Annotated in this window: 17 protein-coding genes and 1 tRNA gene; 5 read left to right on the top strand and 13 right to left on the bottom strand. The window is 44.2% G+C overall.

The window, feature by feature from the left end; genetic code table 11:
* Nucleotides 1–196: 196 nt before the first annotated feature.
* Nucleotides 197–898: a DNA alkylation repair protein gene (locus ABZD21_RS03725; protein WP_372772984.1), complete on the bottom strand. Its 702-nt coding sequence runs from the start codon at nucleotides 896–898 to the stop codon at nucleotides 197–199.
* Nucleotides 899–1,110: 212 nt separating this feature from the next.
* Between ABZD21_RS03725 and ABZD21_RS03720 the strand changes: the two genes are divergently transcribed.
* Nucleotides 1,111–2,436, top strand: a complete 1,326-nt coding sequence (locus ABZD21_RS03720) for an oligosaccharide flippase family protein (RefSeq protein WP_372772983.1) — start codon at nucleotides 1,111–1,113, stop codon at nucleotides 2,434–2,436.
* Entirely contained in the window at nucleotides 2,427–3,995 is a 1,569-nt protein-coding gene (locus ABZD21_RS03715) for an asparagine synthase-related protein (RefSeq protein WP_372772982.1), read from the top strand. The genes ABZD21_RS03720 and ABZD21_RS03715 overlap by 10 nt, the downstream gene beginning before the upstream one ends.
* 44 nt (nucleotides 3,996–4,039) lie before the next feature.
* On the opposite strand, the gene ABZD21_RS03710 is transcribed toward ABZD21_RS03715, so the two are convergent.
* A complete protein-coding gene (locus ABZD21_RS03710; protein ID WP_372772981.1) occupies nucleotides 4,040–4,408 on the bottom strand; it encodes a DMT family protein in 369 nt (122 codons plus the stop codon).
* Nucleotides 4,409–4,563: 155 nt separating this feature from the next.
* On the opposite strand from ABZD21_RS03710, the gene ABZD21_RS03705 reads away from it, so the two are divergent.
* Nucleotides 4,564–4,635 (top strand) — tRNA-Glu (locus ABZD21_RS03705).
* A gap of 172 nt (nucleotides 4,636–4,807) precedes the next feature.
* On the opposite strand, the gene ABZD21_RS03700 is transcribed toward ABZD21_RS03705, so the two are convergent.
* The 11 genes from ABZD21_RS03700 to ABZD21_RS03650 all read right to left on the bottom strand — a co-directional run bounded on the left by ABZD21_RS03700 (nucleotide 4,808) and on the right by ABZD21_RS03650 (nucleotide 15,098).
* Complete coding sequence (locus tag ABZD21_RS03700; protein ID WP_372772980.1) at nucleotides 4,808–5,431, bottom strand: rhodanese-like domain-containing protein; 624 nt, start codon at nucleotides 5,429–5,431, stop codon at nucleotides 4,808–4,810.
* A gap of 11 nt (nucleotides 5,432–5,442) precedes the next feature.
* Nucleotides 5,443–6,048, bottom strand: coding sequence for a YeeE/YedE thiosulfate transporter family protein (locus ABZD21_RS03695; RefSeq protein WP_372772979.1), 606 nt, complete (start codon nucleotides 6,046–6,048; stop codon nucleotides 5,443–5,445).
* 77 nt (nucleotides 6,049–6,125) lie between these two features.
* Entirely contained in the window at nucleotides 6,126–6,641 is a 516-nt protein-coding gene (locus tag ABZD21_RS03690) for a YeeE/YedE thiosulfate transporter family protein (RefSeq protein WP_372772978.1), read from the bottom strand.
* A 111-nt stretch (nucleotides 6,642–6,752) separates the two neighbouring features.
* Complete coding sequence (gene nrfD, locus ABZD21_RS03685) at nucleotides 6,753–7,694, bottom strand: NrfD/PsrC family molybdoenzyme membrane anchor subunit (protein WP_372772977.1); 942 nt, start codon at nucleotides 7,692–7,694, stop codon at nucleotides 6,753–6,755.
* An 11-nt stretch (nucleotides 7,695–7,705) separates the two neighbouring features.
* Nucleotides 7,706–8,239 (bottom strand): 4Fe-4S dicluster domain-containing protein, encoded by a 534-nt coding sequence (locus tag ABZD21_RS03680; RefSeq protein WP_372772976.1) that lies wholly within the window; start codon nucleotides 8,237–8,239, stop codon nucleotides 7,706–7,708.
* Nucleotides 8,236–10,479 carry a molybdopterin-dependent oxidoreductase gene (locus tag ABZD21_RS03675; protein WP_372772975.1) on the bottom strand — a complete coding sequence of 748 codons (2,244 nt, stop codon included), beginning with the start codon at nucleotides 10,477–10,479 and terminating at the stop codon, nucleotides 8,236–8,238. The genes ABZD21_RS03680 and ABZD21_RS03675 overlap by 4 nt, the downstream gene beginning before the upstream one ends.
* A gap of 278 nt (nucleotides 10,480–10,757) precedes the next feature.
* Complete coding sequence (locus ABZD21_RS03670; RefSeq protein ID WP_372772974.1) at nucleotides 10,758–11,318, bottom strand: molybdenum cofactor guanylyltransferase; 561 nt, start codon at nucleotides 11,316–11,318, stop codon at nucleotides 10,758–10,760.
* Between the two features lie 288 nt (nucleotides 11,319–11,606).
* The gene (locus ABZD21_RS03665; RefSeq protein WP_372772973.1) at nucleotides 11,607–12,404 is read right to left on the bottom strand and encodes a hypothetical protein; all 798 of its coding nucleotides are present in this window, start codon (nucleotides 12,402–12,404) and stop codon (nucleotides 11,607–11,609) included.
* A gap of 98 nt (nucleotides 12,405–12,502) precedes the next feature.
* Nucleotides 12,503–13,219: a L,D-transpeptidase gene (locus ABZD21_RS03660; protein ID WP_372772972.1), complete on the bottom strand. Its 717-nt coding sequence runs from the start codon at nucleotides 13,217–13,219 to the stop codon at nucleotides 12,503–12,505.
* An 83-nt stretch (nucleotides 13,220–13,302) separates the two neighbouring features.
* Complete coding sequence (locus tag ABZD21_RS03655; RefSeq protein ID WP_372772971.1) at nucleotides 13,303–14,415, bottom strand: L,D-transpeptidase family protein; 1,113 nt, start codon at nucleotides 14,413–14,415, stop codon at nucleotides 13,303–13,305.
* 80 nt (nucleotides 14,416–14,495) lie between these two features.
* Complete coding sequence (locus ABZD21_RS03650; protein WP_372772970.1) at nucleotides 14,496–15,098, bottom strand: hypothetical protein; 603 nt, start codon at nucleotides 15,096–15,098, stop codon at nucleotides 14,496–14,498.
* Between the two features lie 164 nt (nucleotides 15,099–15,262).
* Here ABZD21_RS03650 and ABZD21_RS03645 point away from each other — a divergent pair, with 164 nt between their 5' ends.
* Together ABZD21_RS03645 and ABZD21_RS03640 are read left to right on the top strand one after the other, a co-directional pair.
* A complete protein-coding gene (locus ABZD21_RS03645; protein WP_372772969.1) occupies nucleotides 15,263–15,832 on the top strand; it encodes an RNA polymerase sigma factor in 570 nt (189 codons plus the stop codon).
* 62 nt (nucleotides 15,833–15,894) lie between these two features.
* The gene (locus tag ABZD21_RS03640) at nucleotides 15,895–16,302 is read left to right on the top strand and encodes a hypothetical protein (protein ID WP_372772968.1); all 408 of its coding nucleotides are present in this window, start codon (nucleotides 15,895–15,897) and stop codon (nucleotides 16,300–16,302) included.
* Nucleotides 16,303–16,404: the final 102 nt, after the last annotated feature.

Here is a 16,404-nt window from a genome sequence, read left to right as displayed (position 1 = left end):
CAGCCGACAGACTTTCGATGAGGATCGTGAAGTCGTTACCTCCAAAACTGCCGTTCCTCAAATTTCAATCCTATTGGATTGCCCCCGGCTGCGTATCGCCGAAAGCGATGTAAAAATGAAAAAAAGGGAAAAGCAACCCGGCAATTGTGCCAAACAGTTTCTCCCTTCTGTGTTATTTTGTGCCTTTTAAAATGAGTTATAGCTCCGGGGTTCCTGAGTCCATTTCGGCGATATCTTCCAACAGCAAATTGGCCAGGTTTTTCGGGTGTTCCTCCTCCATTTCTTTCACCAGCCCAAGAAAATCAATACACGACTGGCGCAGCTCCGCGTTGCGATTGGCCATCAGCAAAACTGTTCGGTAAAAAATTTGTCCCAGCTCGGGGTCTTTGGCCAGTGGAACCAGTTTTTCGAAGAAGGGCTCAAACATTTCATTAATCGCCTTTTTGTCGACCAATGCCAGGCGTCCGATCAATTGCAATCCGGCACACCGAACCAAGTGTTTCTTTCCACAACAGTATTCAACGGCTTTCACGAAGGCAAATTTCGAATGCACAAAAAGGTTCGCTACAGCTTGCTCAATCAGTTCAATCGTTTCAATGCTTTTCGTCCAGTAGTCCATTTGCTCTTCAGTCACTACGTTTGGCTCTTCGAGCAATGTGGCCAAAATCATAGTTTCGCGCCAGCCTTTATTCCAAAGTTTTAGTGCTAAAAGGTGATTTTTTTCGTAATTCTTAGCCAACTCACGCAGGTGAATCACCGACACACCCCAGTTCATTTTATAGTTCAGCCCCATGGACTTCATTTGTGCTACTGTTTCACCGTTTTTGCGCAAACGTACTTTGGCTATGATCTCCTGAAAAGTTTTTTCCGTTGCCGGATCGTCCAATAAAAAATCCATAGATAACAATTAGAAAAATGAATATGAAAACCAATTGCCGCAAAAGTAAGCAATAGAATAGCGCGATGAAATATTCTTAGTGATTATTACCCGGAAGTTAATCGCCGAAACAACGAACGAGCAGAATCGGAGCGGGGAAAGAATAACCGGATAGCAGAAGTTCGGATCGATTTTCTACTTTTATACCAATCAACCTAATTCGTATAAAACCCGTGCGCGAGTCGCTGAGCAAACTATTAAAGTCCGAGTTCTATCGTAACATCTTCAGCCTTTTCACAGGGTTGTTTGTGTCGCGCCTGCTACCTGTGCTTTTTGCTTTCGCGATTGTCCGAATCTATTCTCCCGACGATTTCGGTTTCTTTGTTTTCTTCCTGACGATTGCCTCTGCCCTTTCAATTATTTCAACCGGAAAATTTGAGAATGCCATTATTCTGGCAGAAGAAAACGAGGAAAAGAAACATCTTTTTTCGTTGGCGATGAAGATAAATGGGATGGTTAACGGCCTTGTATTAATCCTGTTGCTGATTTACTATTCGTTAGCTGACAATTCGCTCCAGCAACTTTGGATGTTGGTTCCGGTTTATTCTTATTTCTTCGCGGCTATTCAACTCCAACGGCATGTTTTAATTCGCGAAAAGCAATTTCGCAAACTTTCGCTACTCGAAATAGCCCGGGCTTTTGTTACCGGCCTGTTACAGGTTGGCTTATTTTCGTTTCCCGCCACCGGACTTTTCTGGGGCGCCTCCCTGGCCAATGCCATCGTATTCGTCTGGTATCATTTCCGAAAACCGGGTCTTCACTGGCCCCGAACCTTTCGGTTCTCGAATGAAGAACAGCAACTAGCCAGACGATACCTGAATTTCCCGAAATTCTCGATCGTTTCGGAGTTGCTCAATTTCCTGAGCAGCCAGCTCCCCATCTTTATATTGAAGCCATTTTTTGGATCGACCGCACTTGGATGGTACGCACTACCCCATCGGTACCTAAACATTCCGGTTCAGCTATTTAGTAACTCCATTTCGAGGGTGTATGTTCGCGAGGCGCAAGCATTACAGTCGCAGCCCGAGCAACTCAGCGCACTAACCTATTCTCTTTTCCGGAAACAAGTTCTCATCGGCATCATCCCATTTTCAGTTATGGGTTTGTGGGGCGAAAGTTTGTTCCAACTTTTTTTTGGCGCCGAATGGGCCTTCTCCGGATTCCTCGCGCAGCTTATTGTTCCATGGCTATTTGCCGTTTCTATCAGCTCTCCGCTTTCCGCCATCCTCATTGTGCGCGAAAAGCAGCGTGCCTCCATGATTTTCAATATCGCCCTGTTCTTGTGTCGGGCGTTCAGCCTACTTGCCGGTGTCTTCTGGATAAACGACCTCACCTGGACCATTGGGTTTTACAGTTTTACCGGCTTTATTTTTTTCATCGGGTTAGGGATTTATTCTCTCAAACTCGCAGGAGTGAAACGATTACCTGTACTGCTATTTGTTTTCAAAATATTAGCCCTAACTTTAATCCCCTTAGCCCTTGTGAAAATATGGATTTAATAGTGAAGGTCAAACTACAAAAATTCAATTGGTACTCTCAAGGCAAAATTCATGCTGCCGGATTTGCCTGGTTTGGCAATTCATATCTGGCACGCGAAAGTCTGATTGACGAACTTAAAAAACATCAAGACAATATCATCGGGCTCAAGGAATTTCTTGCTGGGTTGAACGGACAATACGCGATTCTGATAGAAAGGAATGACGAGTGCTGGCTGGCAAGCAGTATCCATTGGTGTTTTCCTCTTTTCTACAGCCAACAAAAAACCGGTCTCCAAATTAGCGATGACCCGGCTCTCCTGGTGAATAACAATCAGGATGATCCATGCGAATTCACCGCAAACTATTTCACAACCTTCGGCGTATGTCCGCGAAACAGAACCCTTGACAATGACATCTTTCAAATTAGGCCGGGCGAATTACTTCAATTAGACGCTGAAAATTCTACATCCATCCCGATTCATTTTCAGTCGGCTAAGCAAATCCCCCAACCACCAACCTTGTCAAATCCGGAGGAAGTGAAAAACGTTCTCTTGGAAAGCTTTAGCCGATACAGCAAGCTGATTGCCGATAAGCAAGTGCTATTGCCTCTCACCGCCGGTTACGATTCGCGTTTGCTGGCTTGCTTGCTGAAAGAGTTTGGGCACACAAACGTACTTTGTGCCACTTGGGGGAGGGCCGACAATCAGGAAAAAGAAACGGCCGCCAAAGTCGCTCAACAACTTGGGTTCGATTACCATTTCGTGAATTATTCGGAAATTGTGCAAGCAGGATTTTCGGGAGAGGACGATTTTCGCGAATACATTCCCTTTGCCGGGCACACTTCATCCATGCCTTTTCTCCAGGATTATTTCGGGATTAAATGGCTGAAAGAAAACCAGCTAATCGATTCCTCAACGGTTGTTATGCCCGGCCATCCAGGCGATTTTATAAGCGGTGAACACCTCTCTAAAATGCATTTATTTAAAAGCCCCGGTGAACTCTCGCGACATATAATTTCACGTTTTAGCACATCTATATCGTTGACCAAAGCCCAGAAACTCAAACTCTCGAACCACATCACAGCTAATTATACCAGCCGCCCCGACGGACAATTCTGGAAAGGATATGAGCAATGGGATCTGGAAGAACGACAAGCGAAATTCATCGGCAATTCGACTCTGGCTTTCCGCTTTTTTGGACTGGAGCCAATCATGCCTCTCTTTGATCAAACGATTCTTCGCTTTTTTGAGCGACTGGAGCCGCACCAGCGTATTAACTCCCAACTGTACAACAAAACATTGGAGACACTTTTTTTCAGACCGCAAAAAGTTGACTTTAACCTTAAACGACAAAAAACGAACCATCAACTATTCACCTCTCTTAAAAACCTGGCATTAAAATTTACTCCGGAGTTTGTCAAACAACACTACTACCCGATTAATGACCCGATCTGCTATCGCGAAATGACCAATGAACTTCGGGAGATGTGCCCTGACCTAGATTTCAGCAAACCTGTGAAACCACATTTCTACAACGCTTTTCTCACTCAATGGTACTTGAAAACACTCAATAACCGGTAGAAGTATTCGTTTGGGGAACGATCCTTTTTTTAATCGTTCATTCCTCACTTCTTAAAGATGAAGTAGACCGCCAATACCAGAAACAAAAAGCCAACCAAGTGATTCCAGCGAAAACTCTCGCTCCTAAAAAATACCAGGGTAAACATTGAAAAAACAACGAGCGTAATCACTTCTTGCAACACTTTGAGCTCTATCAATGAAAACGGACCGCCATGTTCCCTAAAGCCAATCCGGTTGGCCGGCACCTGAAAAAAATACTCGAACAAAGCAATCCCCCAACTAATCAGCACAATCGAAAGAAGTCCTAATTTATTAAACCACTTCAACTCAGCAAATTTAAGGTGCCCGTACCAGGCAAAAGTCATAAAGGTGTTCGACAGAATCAGTAACCCAATAGTAAGAATGGCTTTCATTGTTGGCAAAAATTATCGGCCAAATTTATTTATTTCCCCTACTGTTTGTACTGCCGGAACCGGAATTATAATTTTAAAAAAAAAAACGCAAAACAGAGTTTGTAAAATCAAAAAAGCATTTATATTTGCAAACCCAAATCAAGGGAACCAATGATGGCCCGTTCGTCTAGCGGTTAGGACGCCAGGTTTTCATCCTGGTAGCAGGGGTTCGATTCCCCTACGGGCTACTCAAAATCAAAAAAAGAAGGACCAACACGGTCCTTTTTTCGTTTCCAAAAGTTTTCTATCAAATGGATCTACATGAGGTGCAGTACCCAACGGATCAATACAAAAAAGGCTGCCCGATGATTGGACAGCCTGATATAAGAATTGGTTTTTTTCTCTAAAAAGGGACAACGACTAACAACCGCCTTGCACGCCCTTTTTCTTTTTCTTTTGCATAATTGGCGGCAAGGCAGCCGGCGTGTCGGTCGATTGAGTTGCCGGAGCAACAACGCCACCACCCAGTGCTGCACCGGCTCCCTTACGGAAATCGTACCTTGCCATCTCTTCATTCGGACTTTGTTCCGATGGTTCCTCCGGGTTCATGATGGTTTCAACCCAGTAATTCAAGCCGCCTTGCAACACATAATTGTTTCGATAGCCGAGTTGACGGGTTATCATCCACGCCTGATTGGCTTTGTTCGAACTATTCGAGTAAAATACGTTCAGCTTTACATCCTGATTCAGATAATCGGTATAGTCGTCAGACAGGAGGCTTTCAATCGGAATGTTGATTGCTCCCGGCAAGCTGAACTTTTCAAACTCAGCGCGACTGCGAACATCGATCAGTTGCAGGCTGGGATCTTTTTGAACCAACATATCGGCGATTTGATCGGGATTTACAAACTGTAGCTCTTCCTTCACCTCATCGAGCAACTGATCGGCAGTCAGACGATATGGCTTTGTGGTATTTTCGGGTACCGCCGCAATAATCATCCCCAACGGCACCACAACGCTTGCTAATATGATTCGTGCTTTCATTTTGGTCGTTTTTAGTTTTGGTTAATCGTATAATCATTCCGGGCAAATTTCTTTTCGGCCCACTCGCCAACCCAGAACATGCCAAGAGCAACCAACACAAGTAAAAAGGTGAACAATCCTCGTGACACACCGAGCCAGTCGCTTAACAGCGGACTTCCTAAAAATTCGGCATTGTAAAATTCTTCCCATAATGGATAGCCTTCAGCAAAAATGAAGATCCCCAGAAAGATTCCGCCGATGAACGCCATGGCATCAATTTTACCGATGGCCGCGGCACAGAAAGAAGTACCAGGGCAATACCCCCCCGTAATAAAACCGGCACCCATAATCACCCCGCCGCCAATAGCCGACCACAGGAAGGTTGGGTTAATATAGATATAGCTGAGGTCGATCCAGCCAAAAAGGCTCATAAACAGTAATCCGAGCGCACCGACGATTGCGGCTGTGAAAAATACTTTAAGCACGGTGGTATCGTATCCATAAAACATTCCGGCTAAACGCCGGCTGGACGAAAATCCGTTTTGCTCAAGAACAAATCCAAATGCGATGCCGATTAAAAACGCAATTAGAAAATTGGTATTTGGTGAAATTATTTCATTGACAATTAGTGGTCCCATGATTGAAAAATTTGAATGTTAGAATTCTGAATTTTAGACTGGCGAATAATCCATCGGGATTAATCAACAGGCAGTTTTTAAAGCCACAGCTTGCGGGCAAAGTAGGCCAAGGCGAAAGCGGTTCCAAAGATTCCGGCCATGGTTATAAAACCACCAGCCGATAAAACCGACATACCGGTTAGCGCCGAGCCACTGGTACAACCACGCCCCAATTGAGCCCCAAAGCCAAATAAAACTCCTCCAATTATGGCAAAGAAAATCCGAACTTTACTGGTGACATTTGGTCCCTTTTCAACTTTAAAGTTTAAACGACCAGCCAGAGCTCCCGACAGAAAGCCACCGACGAGTACTCCCAGCATTTCGAAAACCAACCATGATTTTAGCGGGCTCTCGTGTGTCGAGCCATATTCCTGGTAGAACGCTGCCTTTTCAGCATGTGCAGGTGCAACGGCTTCAACACCGGCAACGATCACCGATTTTGCTGCCCCGCTGGCACCCAAACCTCGCCCCGATACCCAAAAGGCAACGATTAGCACCAAGCCCAGCAGCACCCCGCCGAGATAAGGATTCATATATTTTTTAGCTTCTTCCATATTGATATAAATTTAGATTTTGAATTTTATTGTCATCCAGAACTTGTTTCGAAATCTGTTAGTCCGGAAATCCTGAAACAAGTTCAGGGCGCCCCGCGCTAACGATCTCAACTAATACAGCCACCGGCTGAATTGGCCGGCATAAGCAATTATGAAACGTAACATTAAGCTACCGAAGAGGACGAGTGCAACCGGCAGAAAAACCGGTATCTTTTTATGTCGAAGCTCCATGATTTCGAGCACCGCCGGAACCAGCATCCCCAATACAACCACAAAAATCCAGAAAGGAGCCGTGTATGGCCCACCCAGAAACAGATCGGCTGCTTCGATTTGAACTTGCGTACTGGCCCGAAATCCCATAAACATATGGATGATCAGAAACAACTCGATGCCAATGAGCATCAGGTCGATTTTTGCGAAAATCTGTCGTTCCTTTTTACTTTGTGCAAACAAAATAATAACTGCGGCACCGGCAGAAAGCCCTGAAGCAAGGAAGAGTGGTCCGAGAATGGAGGTATTCCACAACGGGCGGGCATTGAAGGCCGAGAACAAAATCCCGGTGTAGATCCCCAAAATCACCGATAAGATGACCGTAATCCACGCCAGGCTCAACTTATTTTTGGTGAAAAAATCATTCATTTCGACCAGAATAACATTTTTCCATTGCCACTTGGGGAAAAATTCCTGAATATGAATCGCCACCCAAATAATTGAAATCGGCGTAATAGCCATCAAGGTCCAGGCACCCCACGACATAGGCGACTCCAGCTTGATGGTTGTGTACAACTGCCAGAAATACAATTTGTGCCGCAAATCGAGGAAAAGCGCCCCCAAGCCAATTACGAGCAAAAATGGCACAATAATCGGCGCACGACGAACAGCTCCGGAATAGTCCGATTCGCGACCCAGTATAACATACAGCGAAGCGAAAAACAGGATTCCGGCCGCGAGACCTCCTAAAAACAAATACAGAGGAATGTGCCAATGCCAAATTTCAAGATACGGGTCGATGTTAGCATTCATACGCCCACTGGTAATTAATTCTTCTCTCATAGCATGCTTGGTTAAATGAGGTAAAAAACTTGTGGTTTTGTTCCTGCTTCGGGAATCAAACTTTTGTATTTTCGCTTTTTAAGCACGTTAGAAACATCGCTATTCGGATCGTCCAAATCGCCGAAATACATACATTTTGTTGGACAAACAGCCACACATGCCGGCCCTTCGCCGAGCGCAATCAGGTGATCGCAAAACGTACATTTATCGACATACCCATCGGGATGCGAATAACGGGCATCGTAGGGACAGCTGGCAATACAAGCTCCACAGCCGATACATTTATGCGGAGTAACTTTTACAATTCCACCTTCAATATAGTGGCTCGCGCCGGTTGGGCAACAACGAACACAAGGCGAATTATCGCAATGATTACAGCGTTCGGATCGAATTTCAATTTCGAGCTGCGGATAAGTTCCATCGGTTCGCTCAACAATCCAGTCGCGACAATAACCAATTGGAACATCATTTTCCGTTTGGCAGGCCACCACACAATCGGAACAGCCTACACATTTCTTGGTATCAATGGCCATTGCATATCTCATGATTCAACCTCACTTCCTTTTTCAAATCGAAACGTTACAAAATTTCCACGCATTCCGGTTCCTCCCATAATCGGATCGACCAGCACCCGTGTAATCAACTGCGAATCACTGGCTCCACGACCATGTGCCCGACTAAGCTGTTTATGGTTGTGACCAAAACCGTGCACCATATATACAGAGTCGAAGCGAATCCGCTCGGTTACCCGAACTTTAATCGGGAAATCGGAAACGACGCCATCCTGATTTTGCAGATAAACTTCCTGACCGGCCTTCAATCCCCATTGTTTGGCGACCTTAGGATTGACCCAAACCACATTCTCGTCCATCAAATCGGTCAGATTCGGATTATTAGCTGTCCGGCTGAAGGTGTGCATGGGTGCCCGTCCGTAATTCAGGTGATAATAGCCAGTAGGTGGCTCCATGTGAGGGTTATATGCCGGAACCGGATCGAACCCCTCTTCTGCAAATGCTGTTGAGTACAGTTCAATTTTTCCGGAATTCGTATTAAACTCAACTTCCGCACCGTCTTCAAAATAAAGCGGGCCATATTGACGAGGAAAATTTTTCACACCAATGCGCATCATTTCGTCCAGCGACGATCCAATTTCTTTGAGCTGCCAATCGAGCATATCTTCAAATTTATCCCACGCGAAATACTCCTCCAGCCCCATTTTTTTCGAAAGCTCTTTGGCCATCCAGTAGGCCGGCTTGGTATCGTATTTGGGCTCAGCAGCCGGCATACGCAAGGCAATATTCGGAACACGTCCCTGCACCACCCTAAGGTCGTCCCATCGTTCGAGATACGTGCACTCCGGCAACACAACATCCGCATATCCGGTAATCTCCATCGGCATCGTATCGACCACGACCAGCAGTTCCAGATTTTTAATGGCTTCCAGTGTTTTTTGCATGTCAGGCAAGGTCATTATCAGGTTCGTACCATTCACGATCCATCCTTTAATCTGACAGTCCATTCGTACGGAGGGAATTGTGGCTTCACAAACGCCGTTTGCCAAAGCAAGATCGGCTAGTTTAAATTTGCCCCCCATCGCTTCGCGCCATGTGCGTGCGGGTTTCGGAAAAGGAGGATGCGGATAATCCGGGACTTCGGCTGTCTCCGGAACAAAAAATCCGCCACGGCGTCCCCACGATCCGAGCAGGGCATTTAGAATAGCGACAGCCCGCAAGCGTTGCGTGTCATCGCCATACCAGGTAACATGACGCCCGGGGTGAATGATCACCGAAGGTGCCGCATTAGCCATTTCACGCGCTGTTTCGCGAATTACATCAGGCTTAATCGTTGTAACACCGTAAGCCCACTCCGGGGTATAGCTTTGTACGCTTTGCTTCAACTGCTCAAAGCCATAGGTATATTTTTCAACATATTCTTTGTCGTACCAATCATTTTCAATAATAACATTGATCCATGTTAACAACAAAGCAATATCCGTAGCCGGTTTAATCGGCAACCAAAACTTCGACTTACTGGCAACGGTTGAAAAACGCGGATCGACAGTGATAATCGCAGCTCCCTTGTCGATGGCGTCCGACATTTCCTGCACCTGAGCATTGTGCATATTTTCGCCCAAGTGAGAGCCGATAAGCACCAAACAGCGTGTATCCCGAATATCGGTCGGTTCGGGCGAGTTTAAGCCTTCTCCAAAGGTTGCAATAAATGCGACTTCGCGCGGACCTCGACATTGCGCATAGGATGGAGCGGCAATATTGCCCGAGCCAAAAGCCTTTAGCAAAGTCCCAAAATAGTGCCCGCCACTCCCATGAGTCAAGAGTGCTGTACACTCGGGGCCGTGCTCTTGTTTGATTTTATTCAGCCCTTTTGCAACCACATCCAACGCTTCATCCCAACTTGCTTCGCGAAAGGTTTGTTTTCCATCGGCACCAGTCACCCGGATCAGCGGAGTCTTCAGGCGATCTTCGTCATGATACATTCCGACGCCACCGGTGCCACGCGGACATAGTCTTCCGTTGCAGTTGGTATCGTCGTCGTTCCCAATAATTTTTTTGATGTTTCCTTCATCGTTCTTGTAGACCCATCCCGCACATTTCCAAAAACACACCTCGCAGTAAGTTGGCGTGCGATGCAAATCAAACTCCCCCGAAGTTCCCGGGGTTGATTTTTGAAATGTGGGAATAGCAGAACGCAGGTGGCTAGCCCCGAAAATAAGTCCGGCTGCGCTTAATGAAGAAATTTTTATAAAATCCCGTCTCTTGTGAGCCATATCGTTATTGATTTAGTATCCTAAATATACAAAACTAACCATATCGATATATGTCATTATTTCGATGCGTATTGCAATTCAAAACATAACCCATGACATAAAACCCAACACAGACCACAGAATACTAAATACCAGCAACTTAAAAGGCATACCTGATTTAATTTAGACTTGATTCAAATAAGCATGCCGGTCAATTTAGAAAGATTCAAAGGAAAAAAAAGAACCGAACATTGCTCATCAATCAGAAAATTCAGCAGCATTTTCGATTGCTACCCATTTCATATTAAATCACCGACAGAGTTAATGTTCCGAAAAAGATCCGGAAACTTATGTACCAACCGGTCTGCATCAACCAAGTTCAATTTACAATCTCGGATCACGCGTTGAAGTTTATATTGTTTTTCGTAAAGTTTCGTCTCGAAAAAGGAAGCCATTTCTTTCCGATACAACGCAACTAGCGGCTCAATTCCTCGTGCGTGCAGTGGAACAACGGCATCCCAACCGTCCTTGTCGGCCAACAACAACGACAATAATTCCGGCCGGACAAACGGAACATCGCATGCAATTACCAAGTTCCAATCGAAGTGTGATTCTTCCAATGCCGCGTGCAATCCACCAATTGGCCCGCAGTCGATAAAAACATCGTGTACCGTTTTTAATCCGAACTGCTGATATTCTGTTTGGTTAGTACTTATTACGATCTCAGCACAAAGTGGATTTAACAAATCAATGGCGTATTGTACCAGCAGCTTTCCCTGGTATTCCATCAACCCTTTATCAGTGCCCATTCTGGAGCTTTTTCCTCCGGCAATAATTATTCCGCCAATTTGTGTTGTCATCTTAAATCGCTCTAACGGTTTCAACCGTACAAGTTCGTAAAAATCGGGCAAAGAAAAAACAGAAACAAAATTCGTTACCTGCGTACAATGTAATCGTCTAAACAGTAAAATATGTGATCATGAATAAAGCGAGTAAAACCAACAACCAAGGCAATTTGATAGCTTTTGCCATCGGTTTTTTCTTGATTTTGATCTTGTTATTTCTTTACCTGATGTAATTCAGGGATAGAGGAGATACGAGGGGGGGAATAAATACACCGGGAATTTAAAACGCCCGGTGTTTATTTTTTACATACGAATACAAATTAAGGGCTGAACGGGAAGTGCCCTATAGATTGCTTTCGCGTCGGCTTCGGAAATCACCAATTCAATCTGCGGTTGATATTCGGGCACTTCAAAAAACAAGGTCTTGCGCAGATCCTTTTTCAGTTGCAAAAAATCCTGCTTCCACCAAAATTGCTGTCCTTGCCACCATTCTGAATTGGTATACTCATCTGTCCCTTCAATTTTCAGAACGATGCCATTGTCTAATTTCAGCATCCAGTGTACAGCTTCATCCTTTAAGCTATCGACAACATGCTTTTGGTTGGCAAATTCAATGCTGTCCTTCGGAGCCTTTTTCACAATCAGTGGCTCTTTTTCAATCGTTGACAAGGCGTTTGTACCGGTCGCCTGACCGCCAAAAAAATGGTGATAGGCTCCGGCATTCAACTGGTAAAAGAACTGATCGGCCTCGAAAGCTGTAATTTTTGATGTTTTCAACACCACTCCTTTTAGCTCCAACTGCAGCAAACTATCTTTCAAATTTATGGACAAGCTAATTGAATCAGTTCGACTGATTTGAAAACGGGTTTCAAGCCATGTTTTTTCTTTGTAATGGCCGAACCAGACTGTATCCGCTCCAGATCCGGCGGACAGAAGTTTCACATCATCAAGCTGGTAAACCGACTTTAAATGATTCCGAACCGAAACGACGGACAAAACGGCATATTGAATAGCTACCAGAAATAGTATAACAGGAATGGCAACAAGCAGGAAGATTCGCACGGATTTGGATCTTTTCGACATATTTGTTTGCTCTTTCATCAGTAAATAATTTGTTTTTTAATTGTCTGATGGAACTTACATGTTGCTGAAACGATTTTCATTCGTGTAGGTGTTTTGAGCAACATGTTCGCTTCATATCAATAAATAAAAACTTTGGCCCCAACGGGCAGGGTTTTGTAAACGGTTTCCAAATCCTCATCGTTCATGCGCACGCATCCGTGCGTAACCGGCAATCCAATAAACCGTTTGTACAAGGTGCCATGAATAAGATAGCCGTCACCCAGACTAAGCGCGTAGTCTCCTAAAACGCCAGGTTCATATCGCGAGGCATCGGTAGCCGACGGAACCGGGAGTCCCTCTTCGACAAAAGCCCAATCAGGCTTTCGCCAAACCGGATTCGTAATTTTTCCTTTAATTGTAAACACCCCTTTTGGCGTTTCGAATATCCAGTTTTTATCATCCGACACTTCCAACTTAATGTAGCTCCCTGTTGAGCATAAGCCTTCACGAATACACTCCTTATTTTTAAATAAGCGAAAAGTATTCGCCGAGGTATTAATGATCAGGTAGACGCCGCCGGGAGTCAGGCGATCGAGCTTGCGCTGCAACCTGCCGATATCGGCAACGAGTGTCTGATCGTCGATGACATTTACATCCTGATCAGCAGCAAGCTCGTGGTTGATTTTATAAAACACCGTTTGATTTTTAACTGCAGGGACAGCGAAAAAAATCAACCACAAAAAAATCAGTCCGGATGCAACAATCACTGTTGAAAATCCGATCCATTTCCAATACGTATTTTTAAGAAATCCGAATTTTCCGGAATTAACACCAGGATTGCTTTCTTCTTTCATTTGTATAATCAGTCATTTTTTATCGCAAATTCATTCTAATATATTCAGCATCTTGATTTTTGATGCTCCTTACCACTATTTATTTAGTCGTGCCCCAGAACTTCACTAAGGGGTTTCAACGAACCAACAATCACGACCGTGGTACCAACACCGACCTGTCGAAACAAGCTGTCCATATCTTTATTTTTTAGCGCTACACAACCATCAGTCCAGTCAACTCCCTTGCCCCCAAGTCCGTGAATCTCAATCAGCCCGCCAATATCCGTTTTCGCGGAAAGAATACCATTCTTCTTGGCCAGTGCAAACCGTTGCCGATCATCGTCATTTGGGTAATTAATCAATAGCGCTTTGTAAAACTTGGTGTTAGCTGTATCCTTTTTTCGGGTTACCCGATAAATGCCCTCAGGCGTCGCTTTGTCGCCTTTTCGTTGTTTATCACCCATCCAGTTCACGCCCAACTCGGCTTCGAAACTGCTGATAACCCGCCCATTTTGATAGACCATGCAAGTATGTCCCAACTTATCAACTAAAATAACCTTCTGGCCATTTTTCGACATTTGCACAGCCTGTTTAGCTTGTTTCTGCCAGTTCGCGTGACCGCTAAACCACTGCCGAACGATGACCTCCGCCTTTTCATTCGAGTTATTTATCAACTCTGTTGCCATCTGGTAATGCTTTTCGGCTTCCGAAAAGCGTTTATTCTGCCAGGCAAACTTTGCTTCCGAAAGCTTTAACACTCCCTTGTTATGCGCCTTAACTACCGACGATGGCAAAGGCATTCTTTTAAAATACCGTTCGTAGCGATTCACTTTTCTCTCCAACGCATCCAAGCCGGCTCGCACTCGCTTGTTCGTTGATTTTGATCGGTCGCCGGATAGCTGCTCTGCCTCCATCGCTTTTTCAATAACGAGGGCAATCCATGCATCGAGTTGTGAATAATCGCGTACCAGGAAAAAACGCTTATTCTCCGTCGACCAACACACCATAGCCGAATCGTAGGCTTGTTCGGCGACTGCGTATGCTTCGCGGGCATAAACTTCAGCTTCTGATTTTTGAGCTGCAGCTAATGCTTCACGAGCCATTTTCAGTCCAACCAAGGGTGGCTTTGGCGATTGATAAATCAGCCATCCCACCAAGACCAACAACGTAATAAACCCCCAAAATCCCCAAACAACTCCCCTTTTCAACTTTCGCATAAAACCGACCTTTTAAAAAAATCCCCGGAACAAATCGTCCGGGGATGTTTTTCGATATCGACTATTTGTAAGAACTAGTCTTATCCTTTTCTATACTTAGAGTATTTCGCAATCACTTCACTCAACTCACCATTAATTGCCAGTGCTTTTTCTTTGGCAGCTTTTGCTTTGTCAAGAGCGCCCATCAAATTTTCAGCAGCAACCAATTCAGTAATTTCGTTCAGCGACGTTTCGATCAAGCTGTTGTCACCTTTGATAGCTTCGAGTGCAGCAGCACCTTCTTTACCTTTTGGTGCTTTAGCAACCAACTCATTGTTTTGAGCCACTAAGTTTGTCAATTCAGCTTGTAAAGCAGCAACTTCCTGTTTTACTTCTTCTTTACGCACTTCAGCTTTCGTTTTTGTTTCAGCTGCAATTTGGTTTAAAACAACCAATTGCTCTTTCACTTTGTCGAAGTTCTTGAAAAGCTTGCCATTTTGAGCTTCAACATTTTCGCTCACAGAGCGCATCGAATCTTGCAATGCAGCAAAATCTTCAGCTACATAAATATCAGCACCAGCAGTTTTAGCAGCTTCAATGGCTACATTTGCAGCATCAATTTCAGCTTGAGGAACTTTTCCACAACTACTAAATAAGACAGCCATACTTACAGCCGTCAACGCAATCATCAACTTTTTTTTCATCGTTAACAAGTAAAATTTATTTTTTTGAGTAAATTCTCCCCTCAATGCTTATTTTCGTTTTTTTCGCACAATCGGGATTAAAATTTCAATTTAGACGGAGGTAAAATCTGAAGTAACACAAAAATTGAAAAAAAATATTCCTCAACCTGTTTTTAACTCGGCTTATGCATAAAGAGCAACTAAAAAATACGACCGACGAACAACTTATCCACCTGATTATCAAGGAGGGGAAAAGTGAACTATTCGAGGTTTTGTACAAACGTTATTATTTGAAGGTGGTCGACAAATGTTACAGCTTTATAAAAAACAAAAGCATGGCCGAAGATTTTGCGACCGATATTCTGGCAAAAGCTTACGAAAAACTACCGGGGTTTAAAGGCAATGCTCTTTTTTCGTCGTGGCTATATGCGATTACATATAACTATTCCATCGATTACCTGCGTACGAAAAAGCGCCTGCACTATCCGAGTTGGAACGCCGAAAACGAAATTCCCGATATACCTGACGAATCGGAAGCCGACCTGCAAGATTTAAGCTATGATAATTTGATGAAAATCCTTGAGCAGATTCACCCCGAAGAAAAAGCCCTGCTGTTGATGAAATATCAGGACAATTTATCAGGAAAGCAAATTGCGCAAACGCTTCGTATTAGTGAGGATGCTGTAAAGATGCGACTCAAACGCGCACGAACACGAGTTATTTACCTGTACAAAACGATGTTTGAAAAAGATTAACAATTTGCAGTGTTACTTCTACAAAAATCAACGTCAAAGAGTTAGCAGAAAACGATAAAATCATGGATGTCAAGAACTTCTTTCACAAAATACTTTCCGGCAACAAAGGGACGACAGTACCCGCGACAGTTAAAGAAAACTTCGCCCTAAAATTTAACCATCCGATAAATACCGAATGGCAGAAAACCGGCGAACAATTTGAAGCGGTATTCTATAAAGACGATCTGGAGCACATTGCCCGCTATAGTCCGGATGGCAAACTGACCTGCCTTAAAGTGAACCTACCCCTCGAGGGTCTTCCACCAATGATTGAAACGACGGCAAAAAAGCATGGAGAACTGATGAATGCGATCTTTATTGAGTGCGAGGAAAGCCGAAAATATGAGCTTATTGTCCGCGATTCCGAACTAATTCGCTATTTCTTACTCGTGAATCAGGATGGTGAAGTAGCTGAAAAAGAAAAGCTTTGAAAAAACGAGCATTTTTTTTTACTACAAGCGCAAAAAAGTACTTGCGGAGATCAGAAATAAAATATTATATTTGCACCCGAAAGAAAAATGGTGGTTGTAGCT

Origin of the sequence: Mangrovibacterium sp., from assembly GCF_041596335.1 — a bacterium.
Taxonomy (GTDB): domain Bacteria; phylum Bacteroidota; class Bacteroidia; order Bacteroidales; family Prolixibacteraceae; genus Mangrovibacterium.
This window is presented reverse-complemented; position numbering and strand designations above follow the sequence as displayed.

Coding starts and splice junctions, on each gene's coding strand:
- ABZD21_RS03725 (WP_372772984.1), bottom strand. CDS start 898: ATGGATTTTTTATTGGACGATCCGGCAACGGAAAAAACTTTTCAGGAG.
- ABZD21_RS03715 (WP_372772982.1), top strand. CDS start 2,427: ATGGATTTAATAGTGAAGGTCAAACTACAAAAATTCAATTGGTACTCT.
- ABZD21_RS03710 (WP_372772981.1), bottom strand. CDS start 4,408: ATGAAAGCCATTCTTACTATTGGGTTACTGATTCTGTCGAACACCTTT.
- ABZD21_RS03700 (WP_372772980.1), bottom strand. CDS start 5,431: ATGAAAGCACGAATCATATTAGCAAGCGTTGTGGTGCCGTTGGGGATG.
- ABZD21_RS03695 (WP_372772979.1), bottom strand. CDS start 6,048: ATGGGACCACTAATTGTCAATGAAATAATTTCACCAAATACCAATTTT.
- ABZD21_RS03690 (WP_372772978.1), bottom strand. CDS start 6,641: ATGGAAGAAGCTAAAAAATATATGAATCCTTATCTCGGCGGGGTGCTG.
- nrfD (WP_372772977.1), bottom strand. CDS start 7,694: ATGAGAGAAGAATTAATTACCAGTGGGCGTATGAATGCTAACATCGAC.
- ABZD21_RS03680 (WP_372772976.1), bottom strand. CDS start 8,239: ATGAGATATGCAATGGCCATTGATACCAAGAAATGTGTAGGCTGTTCC.
- ABZD21_RS03675 (WP_372772975.1), bottom strand. CDS start 10,479: ATGGCTCACAAGAGACGGGATTTTATAAAAATTTCTTCATTAAGCGCA.
- ABZD21_RS03670 (WP_372772974.1), bottom strand. CDS start 11,318: ATGACAACACAAATTGGCGGAATAATTATTGCCGGAGGAAAAAGCTCC.
- ABZD21_RS03665 (WP_372772973.1), bottom strand. CDS start 12,404: ATGAAAGAGCAAACAAATATGTCGAAAAGATCCAAATCCGTGCGAATC.
- ABZD21_RS03660 (WP_372772972.1), bottom strand. CDS start 13,219: ATGAAAGAAGAAAGCAATCCTGGTGTTAATTCCGGAAAATTCGGATTT.
- ABZD21_RS03655 (WP_372772971.1), bottom strand. CDS start 14,415: ATGCGAAAGTTGAAAAGGGGAGTTGTTTGGGGATTTTGGGGGTTTATT.
- ABZD21_RS03650 (WP_372772970.1), bottom strand. CDS start 15,098: ATGAAAAAAAAGTTGATGATTGCGTTGACGGCTGTAAGTATGGCTGTC.
- ABZD21_RS03645 (WP_372772969.1), top strand. CDS start 15,263: ATGCATAAAGAGCAACTAAAAAATACGACCGACGAACAACTTATCCAC.
- ABZD21_RS03640 (WP_372772968.1), top strand. CDS start 15,895: ATGGATGTCAAGAACTTCTTTCACAAAATACTTTCCGGCAACAAAGGG.